Below are 22,062 nucleotides of genomic sequence, written 5' to 3'. Positions count from 1 at the left end.
TATTCACGCTGCCGCTAAAGAAGTCTGCCGGCAGGTCTACGCCAACGGAGGTATTGCTGCTGGCCAGTTTGACCAAGGGAGAATTCCTTTTCAACGCTTCCCCACCGGCTGTCCGAGACGAAAGTTTGCGGCCCATTAAAGCCCCAAGCCTCCATTTTCAGATTCGCATCGCTGCTTTTCCCATCAATGCGAATCGGATTATCGAGTTCAGTGTATCCACAGCTTTTCGCGTCATACAGCCGCACCTCGTAAGCTACGTTCCTGCTCAAGCCTTCGAGTTTAATACGCAAACGAGTAGTAGGCGCGGTGTGAATCCCATACCCCATCACCACAACGCCCTTCACGCCACTACCATTTTCCGGTGTAAATGCTGTCGTTGTCTGATATTCGAAGCCATCCTCATAGACACAACCAGCCAATAAGGTCATACCTAAGCAAACGAGCGATTTTCGGAAATTCATTGGGACACCATTGATCAAATTGACGTCGACTTTAGCACCTTTACATCTACCGGCGATACCAAAATCTCGGCGATCAGCTCGCGAAACACCTGGTAGTGCGGGGCAGCGTGATGGAAAGCTTTGGCAGCCTCATTCCGGTATTCCTCAAAGACGTGCAGCCTTTCCCTTCGGCCGTTCATCGCCGCTGCGGCGTAATTTCGCTGGACGCAATCAACGGCCTTCCGCACCGTCACCGGTCATTCACCCATGCAGTAGCTCAAGCTCACGCGCCTCCATAAAGCGCGTGAACTGATCATAACTAGCATGGCAGTCAGCCAGGCCGCGTACGACGTTGGCTACGCCCGTGCCTTGCAATTCAGCCGCGAGTTCAAACGCCTGTTCGGTCGCACACTGGCCGATTTCACCTAGAAGTCACGCGACCACTCCGCGCTGGCGCAGCGCTGCGATTTCGGCTGCTGCCACGCCCAAGGCCGACAGCACGCTGTCGGTGTGTTCGCCCAGCGTTGGGCCTTGCCAGCGCACTTCACCTGGCGTCTCGGAGAGCTTCGGCACGATGCCCGGCATTTTTACGTGCACGCCATCCGGCAGCGCGGTGTCGAGAAGCATATCGCGCGCCTGGTAGTGCGGGTCGGCGACGATGTCCTTGACCGAATAGATGCGCCCTGCCGGCACTTCGGCGCGTTCCAGCACCGCGAGCACTTCGTCGATGGTATGGGCGGAAGTCCAGCCGGCGATGGCGGCATCGATCAGTTTTTCCTGAGCGGCGCGGCCGTCGTTCTGGGCGAACTGCGGGTCTTCGGCCATGTCGGCGCGACCGATGGCGTGCATCAGGCGCTTGTAGATGGGGTTGCTGTTGCCGGCAATGACGACGTAAGAGCCGTCGCGCGTTGGGTAGGTATTGGAAGGTGCAATGCCTGGCAAAGCACCGCCGCTGCGTTCGCGTACATGGCCCAGCAAGTCGTATTCCGGCACCAAGGACTCCATCAGGTTGAAGACGCTTTCGACCAGCGATACGTCGACCACCTGACCATCGCCATTACCCATCTTCACACGCAGCACGCACATCAGCGCTCCCATCACGGCGTGCAGCGATGCCAACGAATCGCCCAGGCTCACGCCAACGCGGGCCGGTACGCCGCCCACCTCGCCGGTGGTATAGCGGATGCCACCCATCGCCTCGCCGATCGCTCCAAAACCCGGGCGGTCCTTGTATGGCCCGGTCTGTCCATAGCCCGAAATACGCACCATGGTCAGTTTCGGATTCAACGCATGCAGCACATCCCAGCCCAAGCCAAGCTTTTCCAGCGCGCCGGGCTTCATATTCTCGATAAGCACGTCAGCATCCGCACACAGCTGCTTGACCAGCGCGATGCCTTCCGGCGCCTTCAGGTTAATGGAGATGGATTTTTTATTCCGCGACTGCAGGTACCACCACAGCGAAGTCCCCTTGTGCAGCTTGCGCCATTTGCGAATTGGATCACCCTCACCCGGCGCTTCGATCTTGATCACTTCGGCCCCAAATTCCGCCATCAGCCGCGCTGCGAAAGGCGCTGCGATCAGCGTCCCAATTTCGATAACCTTGATTCCTTGTAACGGACCTGCCATTTGCGCACTCCCCTTGCAATTGCATTATCATTAACGCCTAACCAAATATTCTAACCGGAGGCGGAAAATGCTGTTCAAGGGAAGCTGCCATTGCGGCAATGTGAAGTTTGAAGCGGAAGGCAATATCGAAGGCCTGGTCGCCTGCAACTGCTCCATCTGCCAGCGCAAGGGTGCGCTGATGTGGTTCATTCCCCGCACCAGCCTGAAACTCCTGACGCCTGAGGAGGACCAAGCCACCTATGTCTTCAACAAGCACGTGATCAAGCACCGCTTCTGCCCTAAGTGCGGCATCCACACCTACGGTGAAGGCATTGACCCGAAAGGCAACGCCATGGCGGCAGTCAACGCGCGCGTGCTGGAAGACATCGAGCTGGAATCTTTCCCGGTCCAGCATTACGACGGACGCAAACTGTAAGGAGCCGATATGGCGCAAGAACTGGTTTTCGACAATAACACCCGTTCCGCAAAGGATTGGGCATTCTGGCTTTACCTCGGCCACGGCCTGAGCATGTTCTTCACGCTGGGCGCGGCTTCGTTCATTCCGCTGATCCTCAACTACATCAAGCGCGACGACAGCGCCGGCACCTTCGTGCATAGCCACCACGGCTGGATGATCCGATCCTTCTGGTGGTACCTGGTCTGGATCTGCGTTGGCTGGGCGCTGTTTGCCACACTGCTCGGCATCCCGCTGGCCTGGCTGGTTTGGGTCGGTGCGTGGCTGTGGAAAATCTACCGCTTAATCCGCGGCATCACTGCGCTCAATAACAACGCACCAATCGGCGATTGATGGCAATGCGGAAGTAACCGATTGACCTCGTTTACATTTCTGCGCCCCTGCCTATATTGAAATTGCCGGCGCAGCATTCACGCCGGCAATTAAGCAGAAGGGAGCGGCCATGAAAAGGACATCTGTTCTCATCGGTCTCTGTTTTATCGCAGGTACCCACGCTGCCTGGGCGCAGACAGACGCCGGTCAAGTCATCATTCCGGCCTTGAAAAACACGGAAGTTAAGCCAATCCGTATCGAACTTTTGGATTTCGACCTGTACAGAGGCACGTACGATCTATCCAACGGAAAATCATTGGAACTCTGGCGTAAGCGCAGCGGTCGCATATACGCCCGAGTCGGAAACCAAACCCCGCATGAAATCATCGCAACCAGCGAAGGGACCTTTGTCGCGCTGGACCGCAGCATGCATATGCAACTAGAGTATGACCGTGGTTATCTGAACGGGACCATGAGCTACGTTGACGAAGACCAGCAGAAAGCCGCCGGCCTGTCAGTTGAGTCGGCAGTGGTCCAGGTGGCATTGCGCTAAGCAGCGTCAACTCATAAGGTACGCCGGAAGGCCACCAGATCGGCCTTCTCTGCCGTCGTCAATTTCGTCTCGAGGATCAGGTTAAAGAACTCCACTGTATCCTCGAGCGTCAACAGCCGCCCGTCATGCAGGTAGGGCGGCGACTCCTTGATTCCCCGTAGCGGGAAGGTCTTGATCGGGCCGTCGCCCACCATCATTGCGCCCTTCACTTCGTGCGGCTTGAGGAAGCATTCCGTGTGCATTGCGCCCAGCTTCTCCCAAGTGCCCCCCGCTTAATGTCCAAGCGGATCGAGCATTTTCGCGAAGCGCGATCATCACGCGCACATAAAACTGGCTACATCAATGCAAGCGCACTTTCGATGTCAGCAATCAGGTCGTCAGGATCTTCCAGTCCGATGTTGAAGCGCACCAGGGTGCCCTTCTCCTTCCAGTTCTTGCGCATGGCCTGGATGCGATAAGGAATGCACAGGCTGTGCGCACCGCCCCAGCTGTAGCCGATGCCGAAAAGCTTGAGCGAATCCACGAAGCGGTCGGTCTGTGCTTCGGTGTACTTCTCATCGAGCAGTACGGAGAACAGGCCGCCGGCGCCGGTAAAGTCGCGCTTCCAGTTTTCGTGACCGGGGCAGTCTTCAAATGCAGGATGCAGGACCTTGCTGATCTCGGGCCGGGCCTTGAGCCAGTTCGCCACTTTCCGTGCCGACGCATCGTGGGTTTCGAATCGGATCTTCAGGGTCGGCAGATTACGCAGGACGAGGTAAGTATCGTCGGCGCTGACGCCCATGCCCAGCCGCATATGTGCCATGCTCAGGCGCTCATGCAGCAGCTTGTCGCGGGTGACCAGGCAACCCATCAACACGTCCGAGCCGCCGGATTGGTACTTGGTCAGCGCCTGCATCGCGATGTCCACGCCGAGGTCGAAACCGCGCAGGGCCAGGCCAGCGGACCAGGTGTTGTCGAGGGCGACCAGGACGCCCTTCTGTTTCGCAGCATCGCAGATGGCGCGCAGGTCAGGCACTTCCATCGAGACTGAGCCTGGGGCTTCAGTCCAGATCAGCTTTGTATTCGGCTGGATCAGTTCTGCGATGCCGGCGCCGATCATTGGATCGTACAGGCGCGCGGTGATGCCGAAATCGTTGGACATCCAATTTGCGAGGTCGCGATTGGGGCTGTAGACATTGTCGGGGAGGAGGACATCGTCGCCTGACTTCAGCAGCGCGAAGTTGCACATGGCGATGGCTGCGAGGCCGCTGGGGGCCAGCAGACAATGCGTGCCGCCTTCGATTTCGGCCAGGCGGGCTTCGAGCGTGAAGGTGGTGGGTGTGCCGTGCAGACCGTAGGTATATGCGTTCTTTTCTTTCCAGTCGCCGGAACGCATGGCTGCGACGGATTTGAACAGGACGGTGGAGGCGTGGTGGATCGCGCTGGGGAAGGCAGCGAAGCCTTCGGGCGGCACGTAGTCCGTGTGGATGATTTGGGTTTGGAGGTGTTTTTTGGGCATGGGACCTATTTTAAACCGGTAAACCAGGGTCTGACCCACAGGGTCAGACCCTCAACGGTATAACGGCCGCGGATACAATCGAATCCCGCGGCCGTCGAGCTGATTGTGTCAGACCCTGCGGGTCTGACACTGGTTTACCGGTTTTACTGCGCCTCACCCCATAGATCGTGCGCATCGGCCGTCGTGATCTCAACGTCATAGAACTGCCCCACCGCCAGTTTCTTCTTCGGATCGAACGGACGCTTAACGTGCACCACACCGTCAATCTCCGGCGCATCCGCAGCCGAACGGCCAATCGCGCCGCTAGGCGTCAGTTCATCGATCAGCACCTTCACAGTCTTGCCAACCTTAGCCTTCAAACGATTACGCGAAATCTCTTCCTGCAGCAGCATCACGCGGCCACGGCGCTCTTCGCGCACTTCATCCGGCACAGGGTTCGGCAGCTCATTAGCAGTCGCGCCTTCCACCGGCGAATAAGCGAAGCAACCCAGACGATCAATCTGCGCCTCTTTCAGGAAGTCCAGCAGGTACTCGAATTCCGCCTCGGTCTCGCCAGGGAAGCCAGCGATAAAGGTCGAACGAATCACGAGATCAGGATTCATCTCACGCCACTTCAGGATGCGCTCCAGGTTCTTCTCGCCCGAAGCCGGACGCTTCATGCGCTTCAGTACATCTGGATGCGCGTGCTGCATCGGGATATCCAGGTAAGGCAGGATATGGCCATCGCCCATCATCGGGATGATTTCATCCACGTGCGGGTACGGGTAAACATAATGCATACGCACCCAGGCGCCATACTGCTTGGCCAACTCGGCCAGCGATTGGGTCAGCTGGGTCAGATGGGTCTTCACCGGACGGCCGTTCCAGAAGCCGGAACGGAACTTCACGTCCACGCCGTAGGCCGAAGTATCCTGCGAAATCACCAGCAGTTCTTTCACGCCGGCCTTGAACAGGTTCTCGGCTTCCAGCATCAGTTCAGCGATCGGGCGCGACACCAGGTCGCCGCGCATCGAAGGGATGATGCAGAACGAGCAGCGGTGGTTGCAGCCTTCGGAAATCTTCAGGTAAGCGTAGTGCTTAGGGGTCAGCTTGATGCCTTGTGGCGGCAGCAGGTCGATGAACGGCTCGTGCGGCTTAGGCAGGTGGGTGTGCACCTGGGCCATCACTTCGCCCACCGCGTGAGGACCGGTCACGGCCAGCACTTTCGGGTGCACCTTCTGGATAATGTCGTCGCCGTCTTTGTCTTTTTTCGCGCCCAGGCAGCCGGTCACGATGACCTTGCCGTTTTCAGCCAGCGCTTCGCCGATGGCGTCCAGCGACTCCTGCACGGCGGCGTCGATGAAGCCGCAGGTGTTCACAATCACGAGGTCGGCGCCGTCATAGGACTTGGCGGTTTCGTAGCCTTCAGCGCGCAGCTGGGTCAGGATTTGTTCGGAGTCGACCAGGGCCTTCGGGCAGCCGAGGGAAACAAAACCTACTTTTGGAGCTGGGGCGCCGTCGGCGGGAGTGATGCGGGTGATTGGCTTGGATTGCATGGCGGAGAGCTGATGATGATTCAGGGCAATCCACCATTATAGCAAAACGGGGACCGAAGTCCCCGTTTTACCCTTTACTTTTTATCCGCTGGAGGCGGAGCGAAAGGGAAAGTGCCAAAGATATTTTTGCTCTGGTTTTGCATTTGCTCTTGCATCTGCACAAACAAGCTCTTTGACTGGTCAATATAATTATTCATCATGCCCTGCATGATTGGCGCCTGGACATTCATGAACTGGGTCCACATTTCCGGGCTAAACGACTTTCCATCGAAAGTTGCGGTGCCCTGGGTGAATTTGCGCTGGATATCGGTAAATGCCTGGATATTCTTTTCCAGGTAAGAACCCATCATGCCCTGCATCGCATGACCATAGAATCGGATGATCTGAGCCAGAACGTCGGTCGAAAACATCGGAACGCCGCTCGCTTCCTCTTCCAGAATAATCTGCAGCAGGATGCTACGGGTCAGGTCTTCATTGGTTTTGGCATCCACAACGGTGAATTCCTCGGCATCGAGCACGAGTTGTTTCACGTCCGTCAAGGTAATGTAGGAACTGGTCTGCGTATCGTAAAGACGGCGATTGGGGTATTTCTTAATCAAACGTTCAGTACTTTTCTTAGCACTACTCATCACTGTGTCCCGTTGATAATATTTGCAACCCCATTATAGGGCGAAAAAAAAGCTTTTGGCACGACAATATTGCATTGCAACTTAATGTTACCAAAAATCAATCGGCCTTAGCTTTTACATAACGGCCTGGCGCCGCTTCGATCGGGACGTATTTTGTGCTGCCGAGCTTGGTCCGAGCCTTCACATCCTTGCCGCCGTTGGCAGCCAGGAATTCCGACCATTCACCCCACCAGCTGCCTGGATGTTCAGTGGCGCCTTCAAACCACTGGTCATGCGAGGCTGGACGGGCTTCGTTAGTCCAGTAGCTGCGCTTTTTCTTGGCTGCGGGATTGATCACGCCGGCGATGTGGCCGGAAGCGCCCAGGATGAACTTGTTCAGCTCCGGGTTCTTGTTGTTCAGGATCTTGGTCGACTGGTAGGCAGAATTCCACGGCACAATGTGGTCTTCGCGCGATGCATAGATGAACGCAGGCGCAGCAATTTTGCTCAAATCGACCTTCTCGCCGGCCACCTTCAGCTTGCCCGGAACCTTGAGGCTGTTTTCCAGGTAAGTGTTGCGTAAATACCAGCAGAACATCGGTCCCGGCAGGTTGGTCGAGTCGGAATTCCAGTACAGCAGGTCGAACGGAGGCGGCTCGTTGCCCTTCAGATAGTTCGACTGCACATAGTTCCACACCAAGTCGTTCGGACGCAGGCTGGAGAAGGTGCTGGCCAGGTCACGGCCAGGCATCAGGCCACCGGATTTCAGGGTCTGCTCACGCAACTGCACCTGGGCTTCATCGACGAAGACGTTCAGCACGCCAGTGTCGGAGAAGTCGAGGAAGGTGGTCAGCAAGGTCACGCCGGCCGCGGGTTGCTCGCCGCGCGCCGCCAGCACCGCCAGCGCGGTCGACAGCAAAGTGCCGCCCACGCAGAAGCCCAGCACATTCAGCTTGTCCTGCTTGGTGATCTCACGGGCGATATTGATTGCGTTGATCGCACCCTTCTCGATGTAATCGTCCCAGGTAGTGCCGGCCAGCGACTGATCCGGGTTGCGCCAGGACACCAGGAACACGGTATTGCCCTGCTCTACCGCGTAACGCACCAGGGAGTTTTCCGGCTGCAGGTCGAGGATGTAGTATTTATTGATGCAAGGCGGCACCATCAGCAGCGGGCGCTCGTGCACATTCTTGGTCAGTGGCGTGTACTGGATCAGCTGGAACAGCTCGTTCTCATACACCACCTCGCCTTCAGTGGTCGCCAGGTTGCGGCCCACTTCGAAAGCTTTTTCATCGGACAGGGAAATATGGCCCTTCTGGATATCGCCCAGCAGGTTGGCCAGGCCCTTGGTCAGGCTCTCGCCCTTGGTTTCGATCAGTTTCTGGTGCGCCTCCGGGTTCGTCGCCAGGAAGTTGGCGGGCGACATGGCGTCCACCACTTGCTGCACGGCGAAACGGATTTTCTGCTTTTGCTGCGGGCTTGCATCAACGGCTTCCGCCATCTGCATGAGGAATTTGCTGTTTAGCAGGTATGATGCCGCATTGAACGCGGACACCGGATTGCCCTGCCAGGCCTCGGACGAGAAGCGGCGGTCTTTCACCGCTGGCGCTTTACCGGTCAGGAATTCCTGCCAGAGTGCCCCGAACTCGCCCATAAATGCATTGCGCATCTGCTCCATCGCCTCCGGGCGGATGGTCGCACCTGCATCGCGCAGCAGCGCGGCGCCCGGAACGGCATCCATCTCCGGCATCATCTTGAACCAGGACTGCCACTGGTTCGGATCGCTGATTTGCTCCATCCATGCGTTTGCGAAAGCTTGCGGGTCGGGCATGTTCATTTGTTGAGTCCGTTAAAAATACAATTTAAGAAGACTGCTTATGCTGATTGTTGCTGTTGCCTGGCTCTACGTCACAGTGCTGATGGCGTTCACGGAACCTACCGTGGTCGCCGGCATCATGACTTTCCTGCTGTATGGCCTGTTGCCATTGGGAATACTATTTTATCTAACTGGCGGCAAACGCCGCAAACGCAAGCGGGCAGCCGAAGCCGCCCGTCGTCAAGAACCACCTATTCCTTGATCCAGATCAAACTCGCCTGCCGGCCCGTGACCTTGTCGCGGCGGTAGGAATAGAAGCGACTGGCGTCGGTAACCGTGCACAGGTCGCCCCCCGCTACTTCCGTCACTCCCACACGGCGCAGCACTTGCCGCGCAAGCGAATAAATGTCAGCAAGGTATTTGCCAGGCAAGCCCGGCCGCGGCACGAAGGCTACGCGAACCTCGGCCTCTGCCGCAGCATCGCCACCAGCTCCGGCCACGAATGCCGCCAGCACATCCTCGCCAACTTCAAATTCCTGCGGGCCGATCGCCGCGCCAAGCCAAGCGATGATTTCGCCGCCGTCCGGACCAGCTTCGGCACGCATGGCCGCGACAGTACCTTCGAGGACGCCGCCGGCCAAGCTGCGCCAGCCGGCATGGGCCGCGCCGACTACCGTGCCGCTGCGGTTGGTCAGCAGCACAGGAAGGCAATCCGCAGTCTGGATGGCGCATACCGCACCCGGCATGGCCGCGATGCTGGCGTCAGCCTCGGGAACCTGGCCGCGACCGATGCGGTCTGCGCGCACCACGGCAACGCCATGGACTTGCGATAGCCAGGCTGGCTCCGTTGGCAGGCGCCCTTTAATGATGGCGCGGTTGAAGGCGACATTGGCCGGGTCATCGCCGACATGCACGCCCAGGTTAAGTCCGCCGCCCGCCGTGGCAATCTCCTGCGGGCCAGGGCCATATGGCGCCGGGCTCACGCCGCCGCGCCGCGTGGTGCAGACAAAACCGATATTGGCCGGAGCGCCGGGCCAGTCGGGCACCAGCCATTGCGCCCCTTGGAATGAATGCTGCATTTATTCGTCGTCGAATTCGTCGTCGTAGATATCGTAGTCTTCGTACTCGCCGTGCTCGGCGGCGGCTGCAGACAGTACGGACTCGTCAGGCTCTTCGATACCGGCGCGATCCATCAGTTCCTTGAAGTCGTCCGCCAGCGGAACCACCCATTCCATATCCTCGCCACTGGCCGGATGCACCAGGCCCAGTCGGCGCGCCTGCAGCGCCTGGCGCGGGAAGACGCTGGCCATATGTTGCTTGCCGTACACCTGGTCGCCAATCAGCGAGAAGCCCAGGTGGGCCATGTGGACGCGGATCTGGTGGGTACGGCCCGTCTCCAGGCGGCACTGCACCAGCGATACCGGACGGCCGTCCAGCACACCTTCGGCCAGGCGCTGATAATGGGTAATCGCTGGTTTCGAGCCCATGCTGGTCGAAACGGCCATTTTCACGCGGTCTTTCTGGTCGCGGCCCATCGAAGCATCGATGGTGCCGCTCATGCGCGGGGTACCCCACACGATGCACCAGTAGACGCGCTTCACGGTACGCGCTTGCAGCTGGCGCACCAGGTCGGTCTGGGTCGGCAGGTCTTTGCCGACCACCATCAGACCGCTGGTGTCCTTGTCCAGGCGGTGCACGATGCCGGCGCGCGGCACGCCGCCAAGCTGCGGCCAGCGGAACAGCAGGCCGTTCAGCATGGTGCCGGACCAGTTGCCGGCACCAGGGTGCACAACCAGGCCGGCCGGCTTATTAACGACCAGCAGGTTGTCGTCCTCGAAAACGATATCCAGCGGCACGTCTTCCGGGGTGAACGCCACGTCTTCCGGCGCCGGTTGAGGGATCACCAGGATTTTTTCATCGCCATACACGGTGGCGCGGACTTTGGCCGGCTTGCCATCGACAGTAATATGGCCTTCTTCGATCCAGGATTGCAGGCGGCCGCGCGAAAACTGGGGTACCAGGCGCGCGACGACCTTGTCCAGGCGCTCGCCACAGACTTCCTTGGTCAGTTCAAGTTCAATCGGTGCCAGGGGATCGCCCAGCGTTTCACCTTCAAAATCGGCGTCAAAATCGTTATCAGGCAATTGTTCTGCCGAATTAATCTCAGGTTTCAATATCACAGCATTCCCATCGGCTATAATCAGCCAAGTTTAGTATTTTGGTTAACGATTCCTTGCACATCAACATGCAAAAAAAATTATCAGTAGTTGCAGCAACTGTCGTACTGCTTAGTTTGTCAGCTTGTGGCCTGTTTCCAGAGCGCGTAGATGAGACTCGCGGTTGGTCTGCAACGAAATTATACTCGGAGGCCAAGGATGAACAGGCCAGCGGCAACTATGAACGTGCCGTTCAACTGTTCGAACGCCTTGAATCGAGTTATCCGTTCGGTACTTATGCGCAGCAGGCGCAGATGGAAATCGCCTATTCCCAGTACAAAGCCAACGACCAGGCCCAGGCTCTGGCGGCTGTGGAGCGCTTCATCAAGCTGCACCCGAACCACCCGAACGTGGACTATATGTACTACCTCCGCGGCCTGGTCAATTTCAACGATTCGATCGGCCTGCTGAATTTCCTGTATGAACAGGACCCGGCGGAACGCGACCAGAAAGCGACCCGCGAATCGTTCGCTGCCTTCAAGGCGCTGGTGGAAAAGTTCCCTGAGAGCAAGTACACCCCGGATGCACTGGAGCGCATGCGCTACCTGGTCAACGCAATGGCCAAGTACGAGATTTATGTGGCGCGCTATTACTACCGCCGCGGCGCCTACCTGGCGGCGATCAACCGCGCCCAGGGCGTGATGACCGATTTTTCCGAAACGCCGTCGGTTGAGGAAGCGCTGGCCATCATGTACCGTGGCTACGACAAGATGGGTAACGTAGCGCTACGCGACGATACCAAGCGCGTGTTCGACAAAAACTTCCCTAGCAGCAAGATGCTGGCTGATGACGGGCAGAAGAAGTCTGCCTGGTATCGCTTCTGGTGATGAATTGCGCGCCTGCCCTGCGTGGCAGGCGCAACTTGATCAAGCTGCGATTTTGCGGCGGAAGACCCAGGTAGTATCGTTCGAGGCGTCAGCTTCGAATTTATAGCCATCCTCATTGAATTTCTTCAGCTTTTGCGGCTCAGTGATATTGTTCACCGCCGCATAGCGCGCCAGCATGCCTCGTGCCCGCTTGGCGAAGAAGGAAATGATTTTGTATTTGCCGTTCTTCCAGTCTTCAAAGACCGGCGTGATCACCGGCATGTTCAGTTTCTTTGGCTTGACCGATTTGAAGTATTCGTCCGAGGCCAGGTTCACCAGCACCGGCGAGCCTTCCTTGTTGAGGGCCTCGGTAATCATATCGCCCCAGAATTCATAAAGATTCTTGCCGCGTGGGTTTTGCAGGCGGGTGCCCATTTCCAGGCGATGCGGGTGAATCAGGTCCAATGGCTTCAGCATGCCGTACAGGCCGGACAGGATGCGGATACGCGACTGCGTGTAATCCAACTGCCTGGCCGACATCGAGCGTGCATCCAGGCCGTCGTAAACGTCGCCGTTAAAGGTCATTACCGCCTGGCGCGCCTCGCTGGTGTCCTTGGTCCACGTTGCGTAACGTGCGACGTTCAGGGTCGACAGCGCATCCGAAAGCTCCATCAATTCGCCAAGCTGGTTAGGTGAAAACGCCCGCAAGCGCTCGATCAACAGCTCGGAATGGTCAAGGAACGCAGGCTGCGTTGCGAGTTTGGTGCTTGGAGGAGTTTCCAGGTCAAGACTTTTTGCGGGCGACAGCACAATCAGCATAAGATTCAAAATCCAAAACGAAAAACTTCGACATGATACCCGTTTCACAGCAATCTTCGCCTAAGCGCATCGTCATCGACACGAATGTCTGCCTCGACCTGTTCGTTTTCCAGGACCCGCGCTGGGCATCCCTCCTGGCGGCAATCGAAAGCGGCGCAGTGGAAGCGATCACGCGCGCCGACTGCCGGGCCGAATACCTGTATGTGCTGAACTACCCTCACCTGCCGCTCGATGAAAGCTCGCGCCCTGCCAGCGCGGCTCGTTTCGACCAGTACATCAAAGTCATCGCGCCGCCGGAATCCGGCGTGCGGCTGCCGGTGTGCACCGACCGCGACGACCAGAAGTTCCTCGAACTCGCCCGCGACGCCCAAGCCCACATCCTGATCACCAAGGACAAGGCCCTGCTCAAGCTGGCCAAGCGCCTGGCCAAGGCCGGCATGTTCAAAGTCATGCAGCCCGAAAAATGGACACTGGAAGCTTGACATTCAAGTTTTACCCTTAGGGCAACACTTGTTTTACTGGGCTGCGCTAGAATGGAAAAAAAGTCCATTTTCCGAGCACGATGAAACAACTGAATTCCCGCCTGCCGCACGTCGGCACCACGATTTTTTCGCGCATGTCCGCACTGGCCGGACAGCACGGAGCAGTGAACCTGGGCCAGGGCTTCCCCGATTTTGCCTGCGATCCGAAACTGATCGATATGGTCACCGTCGCCATGCGCGAGGGCTACAACCAGTATCCAACCGGAGTTGGCGCGCTTGAGCTGCGCCAGGCCATCGGAGACAAGATCCAGCGCATCTACGGCCACCGTTACGACGTCAACACCGAAATCACCGTCACGCCCGGTGCGACAGAAGCGCTGACCACTGCCATCCTGTGCAGCGTCCATCCTGGCGATGAAGTGATCGTCATCGAGCCGGCTTACGACAGCTACCTGCCGGCCATCGAGCTGGCCGGCGGCGTGCCGGTGCTGGTGCAAATGAAACTGGAGCCGCATGGCGGCTTCAGCGTGCCGTGGCCGCAGGTCGAAGCCGCGGTAACGCCGCGCACGCGCATGATCATTATCAATACGCCGCACAATCCGACCGGCAGCGTACTGCGCGCGGGCGATATGGCGGCGCTGAGCGACATCGTACGCGGCACCGAGATCCTGATCTTGTCCGACGAAGTCTACGAGCATATGGTCTACGACGGCCAACGGCATGAATCGATGTGCCGTTATCCGGAGCTGGCGCAACGCTCCTTTGTCGTCTCCAGCTTCGGCAAGACTTATCACGTCACCGGCTGGAAGGTCGGCTACGTCGCTGCGCCGGCCATGATGACCCTGGAATTCCGCAAGGTCCACCAGTACAACGTGTTCTCCGTGAACACGCCGATGCAGCATGGTATTGCGAGCTTTATGGAAGATCCGGCGCCATATGCCGGCCTGCCAGCCTTCTACCAGCGCAAGCGCGACCTGTTCCGCAAGGGCCTGGAAGGCAGCCGCTTCGAACTGCTGCCCGCGGACGGCACCTATTTCCAATGCGTGCGCTATGACCGAATCTCAGCGCAGCCGGAAGCGGCGTTTGCTGAATGGCTTACCAGCGAGATCAAGGTAGCTGCGATTCCAGTGTCGGCCTTCTACCGTGACGGCAAGGATTCAGGCATCGTGCGCTTCTGCTTTGCAAAGAAGGACGAGACGCTGGAGCTCGCACTGGAGCGACTGGCGCGCGTGTAACAAACCCGGGGATTCACCATGAACCAGTACCTCAACGGCTTACAGGACCTTGGCACCGAAGGCGGCTCGCGGCTTGAGCCGCCGCCTTCCGTGCTGCATGAACTCAACCTGGCCAACAAGCGCCTGGAAAAGCTGCTGGGGGATTTGCGCAACGAGCGCAATGCCAATGCGGATTTGCGCAATATCGCGCGCGAAGTGGTGCGCGCCGTTGAACTGAATCCGGACGTTGCGCTGGCTTGCCTTTTCCTGAGCCAGATCGCCGGCACCTACGCTGTACGCCATTGCATCGAGACCGCCATCGTGGTGGCGCTGGTGGCGCGCGGCCTGGACAAAGCCGCGGACGAGGTGATCTCGCTGACGGCGGCGGCGCTGACCATGAACGTGGGCATGATCCGCCACCACGATAGTTTCCAGAACAAGCCCGGCAAATTGTCCAGCGAAGAAATGGCCATCGTGCGCCGCCATCCGGAAGACAGTGCCGAACTGCTGAAGTATGCAGGCGTCGAAGACGAAGAATGGATTTCCTGCGTGTTGATGCACCATGAGAACGACGACGGCACAGGCTACCCGGCTGGCATGACCCGCGAGCAGATCACGCAGAACGCGCGGCTCTTAAGCCTGGCCGACCGCTATTGCGCCCGCGTTTCGGCGCGCAATTACCGTTGTTCGATGCTTCCCAACGAAGCACTGGACAAGCTGCTGCATGACCCTTTGCATCCGGCCGATCCGCTCCTGGAAGCGCAATTCCACCGCCAGGTTGGCAAATTCCCGCCCGGCGTGCTGGTGCGGCTGGAGAATGGTGAACTTGGCGTGGTGACGGCGCGCGACAGTGGCGACGGCGTGCTGGAAGTGCACTGCATGCGCGATGCGGAAGGCAAGGCTTTACCTCCCGCAGCCACGCATCGCCGCACGGACCAGCCGGCATGCTCGATCCTCGAGGCCCTCTCCGAGGACCAGGCGGACCTGCGCTTCAGCATGAAGCAGATCTGGGGCGCGCAGGCCGCGCTTTAATCAAGCTGCTGCAGGCGACGCTCGACGAAGGTTTGTAGTTCGGGCGACAGCCGGCCCGTGTCTTTCGCGCGCTGGAACGCGATTTTGGCTTCGGCATTGCGTTTGTCGGCTTGCAGCGAAATGCCCATGCCCATCCACCATACGCCATTATCCGGCTGCAGGCGCACTGCGGCCTGGTAGTGGTCAACGGCTTCTTTGTTGTGGCTTGCGCGCTGCAGGACACCGGCCATCATTGCGTGGAAGTCGGCGTTCGATTCGGCGTATGGCAGGCTGCGCTGGAGAGTCTCCAGCGCATTGCCTCCGTTTTCCAATTGCAGGCGCGCCAGAAGCATTGCCATATTGACCTGGCGCGGATCAAGGCTGGTCGCAAAAATCAGGTGACGGGTCGCTTCCTGCGTGCGGCCGGCTTCCAGCAGCAGGCCAACCAGGGTTTGCCGAGCGGCCTCATGGCGGGGATAGATGGCCACCGATTGCTCCAGGCTCGCAATCGCCTCGACAATCCGGGCATCCTGCAGCTTCACCAGCGCACGGCGATACTCATTCTCCGCCTTTTGCTGCGCGTTCAGCCCCGCTTCGCTTGCCTCAGTCGCCACCGCCTGCGGCCCCTGCGCCGTCGCCGCGACTTTCGCTCGCGCCGAACCTGCTTTGGCCGAACGCGTAGCCGCCACACGCTCTTTCTTCAGCTGCTTTGCCGTGCGAACGTCTTGCGCCGGGGCTGCATCCGCGGACGCGCCCACGTCGGCGGTGCCGGCTGCCGTTGCCGCGAGACGGGCGGCAGCGTTACGTTCTTCCATTTTGCGAGCCAACTGTTCGCCGGCAGCGCGGTGCGCTTCGGGCGCAATATCTCCCTGCACAACGGCCGGCCCCTCATCGGCAGTCGCAGCAGCAACCGGCCCATTCTGCTGGGCAAGCTGCGGTGTTGGAGCAGCTTGCGGCGCATGAGAAGCAGCCGGCGCCGAAACAGGCTGCGCACCGACCCGGAAAAACTTCCAGGCCGCGAACCCGCCCCCGCCCAACAACACCAACGCCAGCACGCCCAACCCTATCAACGCAGACGGCGGCAACCCTCCACGTCCGCCATAGCCCACCGGGCGCACCAGCGAAGACGCATCGGCCCGCGTGCCATCCGCGCCACGCGCATCCAGGTCCTGCAGCATTTTATTAATCAGGCTCATTTCAAAACCGCCCAAGCCACACTGCCCGCCGCCATCAGCACGCCGGCAGCGGCAACCAGCCAGGGCCAGCCCACGCCAGCGTGACGGCGCGCGCGGGCGCCGGTGGCCGCATTGCCGACCGTATCCTTCGCCGCCATCACCACATGTTTCTTATCCACCTGCTGCCGCCCCTCGCCATACGCCAGCATCAGGGACTTATGCGCAACGATATTCACCAGCCGAGGAATGCCCTTGCTCGCAGCGAACAGCCGCTTCACCGCAGCCTGAGTGAACAAGCGCGAGCCGGTGAAACCAGCCACCCGCAAGCGATGGGCCAGGTAAAAGTCCAGGTCATCGCGCGACAAGGCGCCCATGTGGTAATGGAAAGTGATGCGCTGGGCCAGCTGGCGAATCGAATCCACCTCCAGGTGACGATTCAATTCCGGCTGGCCAAACAGCACGATCTGCAGCAGTTTACGTTTTTCAGTCTCGAGATTGGTCAGCAGGCGCAGAGCCTCCAGGCTCTCGATCGGAATCGCCTGAGCCTCGTCCAGGCACAAGATCACCTGCTTGCCTTCGCCCGCAAGTTCCAGCAGCTTATTCGTGATCGATTTCAGCATCTGGTGCTGATCAACGTCGCGCTCCAGCGGAACTTCCAGCTCATCTGCCAGGGCCAGCATCAAAGTGCGCGGCTCAAGATAGGGATTAGGGATATAGGCCGTGACAAAGCCCTCTCCTACCGTGGCCAGGAATTTGCGGCACAACAGCGTCTTTCCCGTCCCCACCTCGCCGGTGATCTTGATGAAGCCCTCACCGCTGCGCGCAGCAACCAGCAGCGTATTCAGCGCCTCCTGCGAATGGGCGCTGGTAAAAAAATATGAAGTATCGGGCGTGATCCCGAATGGCAGCTCGCGCAGGCCGAAATGCTGCCCGTACATCAGCGTCCTCCCCGGCGGGCGGGATCGAGATCCTTGATGCGGCGTTCCGCGTTCAGCAAGTCTTCGCCCCAGCTCGAGTCGCCCTCGATCACGGTAGGCTTGATCAGCACCACCAGCTCGCGCTTCTGCATCACTTCCTGGCGATTGCTGAACAGGTTACCGATCACCGGCAAGCTGCCTACGCCCGGCACGCCCGAGCGGTCGCTGGTCGTCGCCTGGCGCATCAAGCCGCCGATTGCAACCACCTTGCCATCCTGGCCGCGCACCATGCTATCGAATTCCGACGTAGTGGACGACGCCAACGGCAAGTTCAGCGCACCGAGGGCAGTGCCCAGGTTCACTGATTTGTTGACTGTCGAAACCTGGCTTACCGACGGATGCACGTGCATCAGGATATTGCCGTGTTCATCAATCTGCGGCGTCACGTCCAGCACCACGCCTGAGAAGAACGGCTGCAGGGTCACGTTCGGCGACACGGTGCCATTGCCCGCCGCATTGGTGTTGGTGGTCGTGCTCACGCCGGTCACGAAGAACTCATCGGTACCGATCTTCAGCACGGCCTTCTGGTTATTGGTCGCCGTGATACGAGGACTGGACAGCACATGCACCGTGCCCTGCGACTCCAGGAAGGAAATCAGCGCCGCGAAATTGCTGGTCTGGAAGGCCAGGCCGAACAAGGTCCCCGCCGCTTCGGTTGCGGTGACGATATTCCTGCCGGTGCTCGACACCAGGCCGGTGACAGCGTTGCCGATCGGATCCGTCGTTTGCAGAGTCCCCAAGCCAGTACCCGGCTGCACCACGCCGCCTGTAATTCCATGGTTTTTGCCGGTGCCGAAAGCGGACCAGTTGATGCCCGACTGGAAGCCGGAGTTCAGCTCCACTTCAAGAATCTTGGCCTCCAGGATCACCTGGCGCTCAACCGACAGCTGCGTCGCGCGCAGGTAGCGATCCACCGCTCGCAATTCATCAGGCATGCCGCGCACCACGATTACGCCGGACTGCGGGCTGATGACAACCGAGCGTCCGCCCTCCTTGCCGCCCACCAGGGTCTCGAGCGAGAGCTTCAGCTCTTTCCAGAAATCCGACTCCGTGCGCGTCATCACATTGCTTGCATCGCGCAGCCGGCCGCCCTGGCCATTGTTGCCCTGGTTGTTGTCCTGGTTGTTGTTCTGCTGGTTGTTGTTATTGCCGTTACCACCGTTGTTGCCGTTGCTGTTATTGCTGTTGTTGCCGTTGTTGGAGACATCCGCCACCGAGGTGGAACTCACGCGCAAATTCGACATACCCAGACGCTGCGCCGTCAGGTAGTTCACCTGGAACATGCGCGACTGGATCGTCAGCGGACGGATGTAGATGCGGGTTCCCTCGATGCGGTAGTCGTAGCCATACAGCTCACGCACCGCATCCAGCGCCTCCACCATCGTCACATCACGCAGGTTGGCGGTGATATTGCCCGCCACTTCAGGGTGCACCAGCATGTTGTAGCGCGTTCCCGATGCCAGCGATACAAAGAACTGCTGGGCCGGCACATTATTGAAAGCCACATTGAAACGTTCCTCGATCACCGCACGCGCCTGCGGCAGGGAGTTCGCCAGGGAACTGACCGGCGGCAGCAGCGCATTCGCCACCGCATCGGGCTGCGCCGCCGTGCCCGTAGACGACTTGGTAACAGCCGCCATTTCCTCGTTGATTTTGTTATAGGTGCCGCGCGGCGCGTTCATGCTGCATGCCGCCAGGCTTGCAGTCACGGAAAGCACACTGGCCAGCTTAAGGAAGTTTCTCATTCTTGTTCTCACTTCTTGCGGCTGCCCGCCGCGAGGGGAAATAAAATCAATGTTTCGGTCTTGTTGCCGCGACGGAGCACGGCGACGTTGTTCCCTACCTCCTCCAGCACCGCGCCATGGAATATCTGGCCTTTGCGCACTACCTCGCCGTCGATCACCGCGACTTCGCGTCCCTCATGGCCTTTTCCGACCAGGACCGATTGCAGCACCGGCTTGCGCGGGCCGCTAGGTGCGGCAGGCACTGCGCCAGGGGACTGCAGTTGCAGCGCCTCCGGCGGTGGGCGGGTCGGGTCGGTAAGCGCAGCGCGAGTCTGAGCTGAGGCGCTGAGCGGCAAAGCCAGCATGGCTGCAAGAATGCGTACGCTCATAACGTCATCCATTTCTCGTCAAGGCCAAGGGTGTACAGCGTCAAGATCAGGGTGGAGTTTGGGTACTCGTGCGCGTCGAGCTGTGCGCGGCCCCAGAACACTTGCTGCGGTGAGCCTTCCAACGCTTCCATGTAATCGAGCATGTCCAGGTAGCCGCCTTGCAGAACGACTTCCACGCCATGACGGTACAATAGCTCGCGCTGCGCCGTCGCAGGCTTCGCATCGGCGTTACTGCCTGCGTTGCTCATGCTGCTGGCACTGCCCGTTCCGCCCATGCCAGTCACCGGCAAGGTGCGCAGCGACAAAAGCTTCACCTTGCCATTCGAGCGCAACAACTGCTGCAGAAGCTGCCCCATCTTCTCAGGAGCGACCAGTCCATGCTGCATGGCGCGCAGCTTGCCGGCCATTGCAGCCGCATCGCGATTCAAATCGGCCAGTTGCTTCTGCGCTGGCGCATCCGGGTTGGCGTTAAAGGCGGCCATCTGCGCCTCGATACCGGCATTTGCCGCCTCCACCTGCATATTCTGTTGCCGGATCTGGTCCGCCAGCATGCGGTTGCGCGCGAACAGAGGGTCCAGAACAAGCGCATTAATCACGAACAGCACCGCGGCCACCGTGGCGACGAAGATAGCAATGCGCTCGCGCAAAGTCATGGCGTCAATACGGCTGCTTAACCTGGCCCATTGCGCCCTCATTTAGCGGCCTCCTTTGCCTGTGCAGACTGTGTCGCCAGGCGGAATTCAACGAACGGCGCGCCCACGGCGCCAGCAGCCCCCGTTCCCGCCGAGACCACAGCACTGCCCGGCGCCGCCGGCGCTTGCACACCGGCAGGTGCTCCCGGCCGCGAAATCTCCAAACTGCCAAACGTCTTTCCTTGCAGGACCGCCTCGCGCGTAAGGCGCTGGATATAGCCCGGCACGAGTTCCGGCTGCAACGCCCTGCCCTCAAGCCCGATTTCCTTGCCGGCGCCGACGACGGACACGCCGGTCAACCATACGCCATGCACGCTTTGGCGCGCAAACGCCCGCCAGTATTCCGAATAGCCGGCCGTATTTCCCAGCTCACCGCGCTCCAGCACCGCCTGCACTTCGCGCAGGGATTGCACCTCGCTTTGCACGCGCACCACCTGGGCCTCCAGCTCCTTGCTCTTTTGGCGCGGCGGGAATTCAGCGCTGACGCTTGCCAGTCGTGCTTCGGCCGCGCTTACCGCAGCCTTGCCGGCCATAGCATGCCGCGCCAGCTGTGAAGTCTTCACCGCGCCATACGCGGCCAGCAGCAGTGCGCCGGCGGCCACCAGGCCCAGCGTCTGCACCATGTGCACAGCGGTGAAAATCTTCTTCTGCTTGAGGAAGATCGGATTGAAAAGATTGATTTGCTGGCTCACAGCACAAGCTCCTCAAGGCGCAAGGCTGCACCAAGGGTAAGGAACTGGCGTACCTGCTGCTCCGGCAATTGCAAGTCGGGCGCCTCGGACAGGTCGAACACGTCGGCCAGGCCGAACGACTCCACCGGCATGTACATCTGCGCCGACAGGAAATCCTGCAACGATGGCACGCCCGTCGGCGCCAACATCAAGCGCGAAATGCTGATGAACGAGTATTGGCGATCGAAGTGGTCCAGCGAGCGCTGAAGCTCAAGCGCGATCTTGTCGAACGAAGCATGGCGGCGCTCAACGTCCTGCTCCTGCAGCATCGCCAGCGTCACGTCCAAGTGGCGCGCCAGGTACAGCTCCTTGTTGTAGCTGACAGTCAGCAGGCCGCCCGCCGCGTCGAAAGAAAGCATGGCCAGGCCGCGGCCCTCAGGCTCCATCAGCGCCGAGATATTCCGCTGCGCCATTTCAGGAATATCTATCACCGACAACGGCGCTTGCGCCTCGGCGAACAAATCCTGGCGCGACTGGATCAGGCTATTGCGCGAAGCAATGGCGAACATTGAATGCGTACGGTTGCCGGCATTCTTGTCGAGCGGGATATCCAGCACATCGATCGTGGCGTCGTCGACGTGGAAGTCCAGCATATCTTTCAGGCGCCAGCGCACCGCGGTCTTCAGCTCCTCTTGCGGCACATTCGGCGCTTCCACCTGCAGCAGCTGGTATTCGCCGCCTGCCAGCAGCGTCGAGCCGACATAGCCCGCAGCCTGCGCCTCACGTGCGGCGCGTGCCAGCGCTTCAGCCGCCAGGCTTGGCGTAACCGGATGGAATGCCGAAAATTTGACGATTGGTTTGGCGGCAGGCTGCCGCTCGACGCGCGCCACGCAGATCCCATCTGCATGGAAGGACGTCACTAGGATGCCTTCTTTTTTTCTTGCCTTAGAGAAAAAACGCATGCCACCAATCTAAAAGGAAAACGTTACGCGAGCTTCGCGACGTAGATGATTGATTATATTCAAGATTACATTACACTTTTAC

Annotated in this window: 25 protein-coding genes and 1 pseudogene; 9 read left to right on the top strand and 17 right to left on the bottom strand. The window is 59.4% G+C overall.

Annotation, left to right across the window (positions count from 1 at the left end; translation table 11 throughout):
* Window positions 1-14 precede the first annotated feature (14 nt).
* Window positions 15-461 (bottom strand): hypothetical protein, encoded by a 447-nt coding sequence (locus AC1RTP_RS20105; protein ID WP_498609850.1) that lies wholly within the window; start codon window positions 459-461, stop codon window positions 15-17.
* 273 nt (window positions 462-734) lie between these two features.
* On the opposite strand from AC1RTP_RS20105, the pseudogene AC1RTP_RS20100 reads away from it, so the two are divergent.
* Window positions 735-869 (top strand): annotated as a pseudogene (locus tag AC1RTP_RS20100) (helix-turn-helix domain-containing protein); the annotation flags it as partial.
* A gap of 3 nt (window positions 870-872) precedes the next feature.
* Here AC1RTP_RS20100 and AC1RTP_RS20095 read toward each other — a convergent pair.
* On the bottom strand, window positions 873-2,066 hold the full coding sequence (locus tag AC1RTP_RS20095) for a CaiB/BaiF CoA transferase family protein (RefSeq protein WP_498609849.1): 1,194 nt from the start codon (window positions 2,064-2,066) through the stop codon (window positions 873-875).
* Window positions 2,067-2,133: 67 nt separating this feature from the next.
* On the opposite strand from AC1RTP_RS20095, the gene AC1RTP_RS20090 reads away from it, so the two are divergent.
* The 3 genes from AC1RTP_RS20090 to AC1RTP_RS20080 all read left to right on the top strand — a co-directional run bounded on the left by AC1RTP_RS20090 (window position 2,134) and on the right by AC1RTP_RS20080 (window position 3,385).
* Window positions 2,134-2,481: a GFA family protein gene (locus tag AC1RTP_RS20090; protein ID WP_498609847.1), complete on the top strand. Its 348-nt coding sequence runs from the start codon at window positions 2,134-2,136 to the stop codon at window positions 2,479-2,481.
* A 9-nt stretch (window positions 2,482-2,490) separates the two neighbouring features.
* The gene (locus tag AC1RTP_RS20085) at window positions 2,491-2,853 is read left to right on the top strand and encodes a DUF4870 family protein (protein ID WP_498609845.1); all 363 of its coding nucleotides are present in this window, start codon (window positions 2,491-2,493) and stop codon (window positions 2,851-2,853) included.
* A 109-nt stretch (window positions 2,854-2,962) separates the two neighbouring features.
* Complete coding sequence (locus AC1RTP_RS20080) at window positions 2,963-3,385, top strand: hypothetical protein (RefSeq protein ID WP_498609844.1); 423 nt, start codon at window positions 2,963-2,965, stop codon at window positions 3,383-3,385.
* An 11-nt stretch (window positions 3,386-3,396) separates the two neighbouring features.
* Here AC1RTP_RS20080 and AC1RTP_RS20075 read toward each other — a convergent pair whose 3' ends face one another.
* The 5 genes from AC1RTP_RS20075 to phaC all read right to left on the bottom strand — a co-directional run bounded on the left by AC1RTP_RS20075 (window position 3,397) and on the right by phaC (window position 8,863).
* Window positions 3,397-3,627 (bottom strand): hypothetical protein, encoded by a 231-nt coding sequence (locus AC1RTP_RS20075; RefSeq protein ID WP_498609842.1) that lies wholly within the window; start codon window positions 3,625-3,627, stop codon window positions 3,397-3,399.
* Between the two features lie 92 nt (window positions 3,628-3,719).
* Complete coding sequence (locus AC1RTP_RS20070; RefSeq protein ID WP_498609840.1) at window positions 3,720-4,883, bottom strand: cystathionine beta-lyase; 1,164 nt, start codon at window positions 4,881-4,883, stop codon at window positions 3,720-3,722.
* A gap of 143 nt (window positions 4,884-5,026) precedes the next feature.
* Window positions 5,027-6,418: a 30S ribosomal protein S12 methylthiotransferase RimO gene (rimO, locus tag AC1RTP_RS20065; RefSeq protein ID WP_498609839.1), complete on the bottom strand. Its 1,392-nt coding sequence runs from the start codon at window positions 6,416-6,418 to the stop codon at window positions 5,027-5,029.
* Between the two features lie 74 nt (window positions 6,419-6,492).
* Window positions 6,493-7,047, bottom strand: a complete 555-nt coding sequence (gene phaR / locus AC1RTP_RS20060; RefSeq protein ID WP_498609837.1) for a polyhydroxyalkanoate synthesis repressor PhaR — start codon at window positions 7,045-7,047, stop codon at window positions 6,493-6,495.
* Window positions 7,048-7,144: 97 nt separating this feature from the next.
* A complete protein-coding gene (gene phaC, locus AC1RTP_RS20055; protein WP_498609835.1) occupies window positions 7,145-8,863 on the bottom strand; it encodes a class I poly(R)-hydroxyalkanoic acid synthase in 1,719 nt (572 codons plus the stop codon).
* A 40-nt stretch (window positions 8,864-8,903) separates the two neighbouring features.
* On the opposite strand from phaC, the gene AC1RTP_RS20050 reads away from it, so the two are divergent.
* Entirely contained in the window at window positions 8,904-9,104 is a 201-nt protein-coding gene (locus AC1RTP_RS20050; protein WP_498609833.1) for a hypothetical protein, read from the top strand.
* On the opposite strand, the gene pgeF is transcribed toward AC1RTP_RS20050, so the two are convergent.
* A complete protein-coding gene (gene pgeF, locus AC1RTP_RS20045) occupies window positions 9,094-9,921 on the bottom strand; it encodes a peptidoglycan editing factor PgeF (protein ID WP_498609831.1) in 828 nt (275 codons plus the stop codon). The genes AC1RTP_RS20050 and pgeF overlap by 11 nt on opposite strands.
* Window positions 9,922-11,022 (bottom strand): RluA family pseudouridine synthase, encoded by a 1,101-nt coding sequence (locus AC1RTP_RS20040; protein ID WP_498609829.1) that lies wholly within the window; start codon window positions 11,020-11,022, stop codon window positions 9,922-9,924.
* 65 nt (window positions 11,023-11,087) lie between these two features.
* Between AC1RTP_RS20040 and AC1RTP_RS20035 the strand changes: the two genes are divergently transcribed.
* Window positions 11,088-11,885, top strand: a complete 798-nt coding sequence (locus tag AC1RTP_RS20035) for an outer membrane protein assembly factor BamD (protein ID WP_498609828.1) — start codon at window positions 11,088-11,090, stop codon at window positions 11,883-11,885.
* Window positions 11,886-11,924: 39 nt separating this feature from the next.
* Here the strand turns inward: AC1RTP_RS20035 and yaaA are convergent, their stop codons facing one another.
* Entirely contained in the window at window positions 11,925-12,683 is a 759-nt protein-coding gene (yaaA, locus tag AC1RTP_RS20030) for a peroxide stress protein YaaA (RefSeq protein ID WP_498609826.1), read from the bottom strand.
* 32 nt (window positions 12,684-12,715) lie between these two features.
* On the opposite strand from yaaA, the gene AC1RTP_RS20025 reads away from it, so the two are divergent.
* The 3 genes from AC1RTP_RS20025 to AC1RTP_RS20015 all read left to right on the top strand — a co-directional run bounded on the left by AC1RTP_RS20025 (window position 12,716) and on the right by AC1RTP_RS20015 (window position 15,411).
* A complete protein-coding gene (locus tag AC1RTP_RS20025) occupies window positions 12,716-13,165 on the top strand; it encodes a putative toxin-antitoxin system toxin component, PIN family (protein WP_498609824.1) in 450 nt (149 codons plus the stop codon).
* A gap of 80 nt (window positions 13,166-13,245) precedes the next feature.
* The gene (locus AC1RTP_RS20020; protein WP_498609822.1) at window positions 13,246-14,400 is read left to right on the top strand and encodes a pyridoxal phosphate-dependent aminotransferase; all 1,155 of its coding nucleotides are present in this window, start codon (window positions 13,246-13,248) and stop codon (window positions 14,398-14,400) included.
* 18 nt (window positions 14,401-14,418) lie between these two features.
* Window positions 14,419-15,411 carry an HD-GYP domain-containing protein gene (locus AC1RTP_RS20015; protein WP_498609820.1) on the top strand — a complete coding sequence of 331 codons (993 nt, stop codon included), beginning with the start codon at window positions 14,419-14,421 and terminating at the stop codon, window positions 15,409-15,411.
* Here the strand turns inward: AC1RTP_RS20015 and AC1RTP_RS20010 are convergent.
* Genes AC1RTP_RS20010 through pilM form a run of 7 tightly spaced genes read right to left on the bottom strand, consistent with a single transcriptional unit; the run spans window position 15,408 to window position 21,938 of the window.
* Window positions 15,408-16,586, bottom strand: a complete 1,179-nt coding sequence (locus AC1RTP_RS20010) for a tetratricopeptide repeat protein (RefSeq protein WP_498609818.1) — start codon at window positions 16,584-16,586, stop codon at window positions 15,408-15,410. The genes AC1RTP_RS20015 and AC1RTP_RS20010 overlap by 4 nt on opposite strands.
* On the bottom strand, window positions 16,583-17,503 hold the full coding sequence (locus AC1RTP_RS20005) for an ExeA family protein (protein ID WP_498609817.1): 921 nt from the start codon (window positions 17,501-17,503) through the stop codon (window positions 16,583-16,585). Before AC1RTP_RS20005 ends, AC1RTP_RS20010 begins: the two co-directional genes overlap by 4 nt.
* A complete protein-coding gene (mshL, locus tag AC1RTP_RS20000; RefSeq protein WP_498609815.1) occupies window positions 17,503-19,287 on the bottom strand; it encodes a pilus (MSHA type) biogenesis protein MshL in 1,785 nt (594 codons plus the stop codon). Before mshL ends, AC1RTP_RS20005 begins: the two co-directional genes overlap by 1 nt.
* Before the next feature lie 8 nt (window positions 19,288-19,295).
* On the bottom strand, window positions 19,296-19,655 hold the full coding sequence (locus tag AC1RTP_RS19995; protein WP_498609813.1) for an MSHA biogenesis protein MshK: 360 nt from the start codon (window positions 19,653-19,655) through the stop codon (window positions 19,296-19,298).
* Window positions 19,652-20,350, bottom strand: a complete 699-nt coding sequence (locus AC1RTP_RS19990) for a hypothetical protein (protein ID WP_498609811.1) — start codon at window positions 20,348-20,350, stop codon at window positions 19,652-19,654. Before AC1RTP_RS19990 ends, AC1RTP_RS19995 begins: the two co-directional genes overlap by 4 nt.
* Window positions 20,347-21,039, bottom strand: coding sequence for an MSHA biogenesis protein MshI (locus AC1RTP_RS19985; protein WP_498609810.1), 693 nt, complete (start codon window positions 21,037-21,039; stop codon window positions 20,347-20,349). Before AC1RTP_RS19985 ends, AC1RTP_RS19990 begins: the two co-directional genes overlap by 4 nt.
* Entirely contained in the window at window positions 21,036-21,938 is a 903-nt protein-coding gene (gene pilM / locus AC1RTP_RS19980) for a type IV pilus biogenesis protein PilM (protein ID WP_498609808.1), read from the bottom strand. The genes AC1RTP_RS19985 and pilM overlap by 4 nt, the downstream gene beginning before the upstream one ends.
* Between the last annotated feature and the right edge of the window lie 124 nt (window positions 21,939-22,062).

Source organism: Pseudoduganella sp. GW821-FHT11H04 (assembly GCF_058807935.1).
The sequence above is the reverse complement of the archived record's forward strand: the minus strand, read 5'-3'. Positions and strand labels throughout refer to the sequence as shown.

Excerpts from the sequence above, each read along its gene's own strand:
- AC1RTP_RS20025 (WP_498609824.1), top strand. The coding sequence starts at position 12,716 with ATGATACCCGTTTCACAGCAATCTTCGCCTAAGCGCATCGTCATCGAC.
- yaaA (WP_498609826.1), bottom strand. The coding sequence starts at position 12,683 with ATGCTGATTGTGCTGTCGCCCGCAAAAAGTCTTGACCTGGAAACTCCT.
- AC1RTP_RS20095 (WP_498609849.1), bottom strand. The coding sequence starts at position 2,066 with ATGGCAGGTCCGTTACAAGGAATCAAGGTTATCGAAATTGGGACGCTG.
- phaC (WP_498609835.1), bottom strand. The coding sequence starts at position 8,863 with ATGAACATGCCCGACCCGCAAGCTTTCGCAAACGCATGGATGGAGCAA.
- AC1RTP_RS20085 (WP_498609845.1), top strand. The coding sequence starts at position 2,491 with ATGGCGCAAGAACTGGTTTTCGACAATAACACCCGTTCCGCAAAGGAT.
- AC1RTP_RS19995 (WP_498609813.1), bottom strand. The coding sequence starts at position 19,655 with ATGAGCGTACGCATTCTTGCAGCCATGCTGGCTTTGCCGCTCAGCGCC.
- AC1RTP_RS20035 (WP_498609828.1), top strand. The coding sequence starts at position 11,088 with ATGCAAAAAAAATTATCAGTAGTTGCAGCAACTGTCGTACTGCTTAGT.
- AC1RTP_RS19990 (WP_498609811.1), bottom strand. The coding sequence starts at position 20,350 with ATGAGGGCGCAATGGGCCAGGTTAAGCAGCCGTATTGACGCCATGACT.
- AC1RTP_RS20010 (WP_498609818.1), bottom strand. The coding sequence starts at position 16,586 with ATGAGCCTGATTAATAAAATGCTGCAGGACCTGGATGCGCGTGGCGCG.
- AC1RTP_RS20005 (WP_498609817.1), bottom strand. The coding sequence starts at position 17,503 with ATGTACGGGCAGCATTTCGGCCTGCGCGAGCTGCCATTCGGGATCACG.
- AC1RTP_RS20080 (WP_498609844.1), top strand. The coding sequence starts at position 2,963 with ATGAAAAGGACATCTGTTCTCATCGGTCTCTGTTTTATCGCAGGTACC.
- AC1RTP_RS20015 (WP_498609820.1), top strand. The coding sequence starts at position 14,419 with ATGAACCAGTACCTCAACGGCTTACAGGACCTTGGCACCGAAGGCGGC.
- AC1RTP_RS20070 (WP_498609840.1), bottom strand. The coding sequence starts at position 4,883 with ATGCCCAAAAAACACCTCCAAACCCAAATCATCCACACGGACTACGTG.
- mshL (WP_498609815.1), bottom strand. The coding sequence starts at position 19,287 with ATGAGAAACTTCCTTAAGCTGGCCAGTGTGCTTTCCGTGACTGCAAGC.
- AC1RTP_RS20020 (WP_498609822.1), top strand. The coding sequence starts at position 13,246 with ATGAAACAACTGAATTCCCGCCTGCCGCACGTCGGCACCACGATTTTT.
- AC1RTP_RS20105 (WP_498609850.1), bottom strand. The coding sequence starts at position 461 with ATGAATTTCCGAAAATCGCTCGTTTGCTTAGGTATGACCTTATTGGCT.
- AC1RTP_RS20090 (WP_498609847.1), top strand. The coding sequence starts at position 2,134 with ATGCTGTTCAAGGGAAGCTGCCATTGCGGCAATGTGAAGTTTGAAGCG.
- AC1RTP_RS20075 (WP_498609842.1), bottom strand. The coding sequence starts at position 3,627 with ATGCACACGGAATGCTTCCTCAAGCCGCACGAAGTGAAGGGCGCAATG.
- pgeF (WP_498609831.1), bottom strand. The coding sequence starts at position 9,921 with ATGCAGCATTCATTCCAAGGGGCGCAATGGCTGGTGCCCGACTGGCCC.
- phaR (WP_498609837.1), bottom strand. The coding sequence starts at position 7,047 with ATGAGTAGTGCTAAGAAAAGTACTGAACGTTTGATTAAGAAATACCCC.
- AC1RTP_RS20050 (WP_498609833.1), top strand. The coding sequence starts at position 8,904 with ATGCTGATTGTTGCTGTTGCCTGGCTCTACGTCACAGTGCTGATGGCG.
- rimO (WP_498609839.1), bottom strand. The coding sequence starts at position 6,418 with ATGCAATCCAAGCCAATCACCCGCATCACTCCCGCCGACGGCGCCCCA.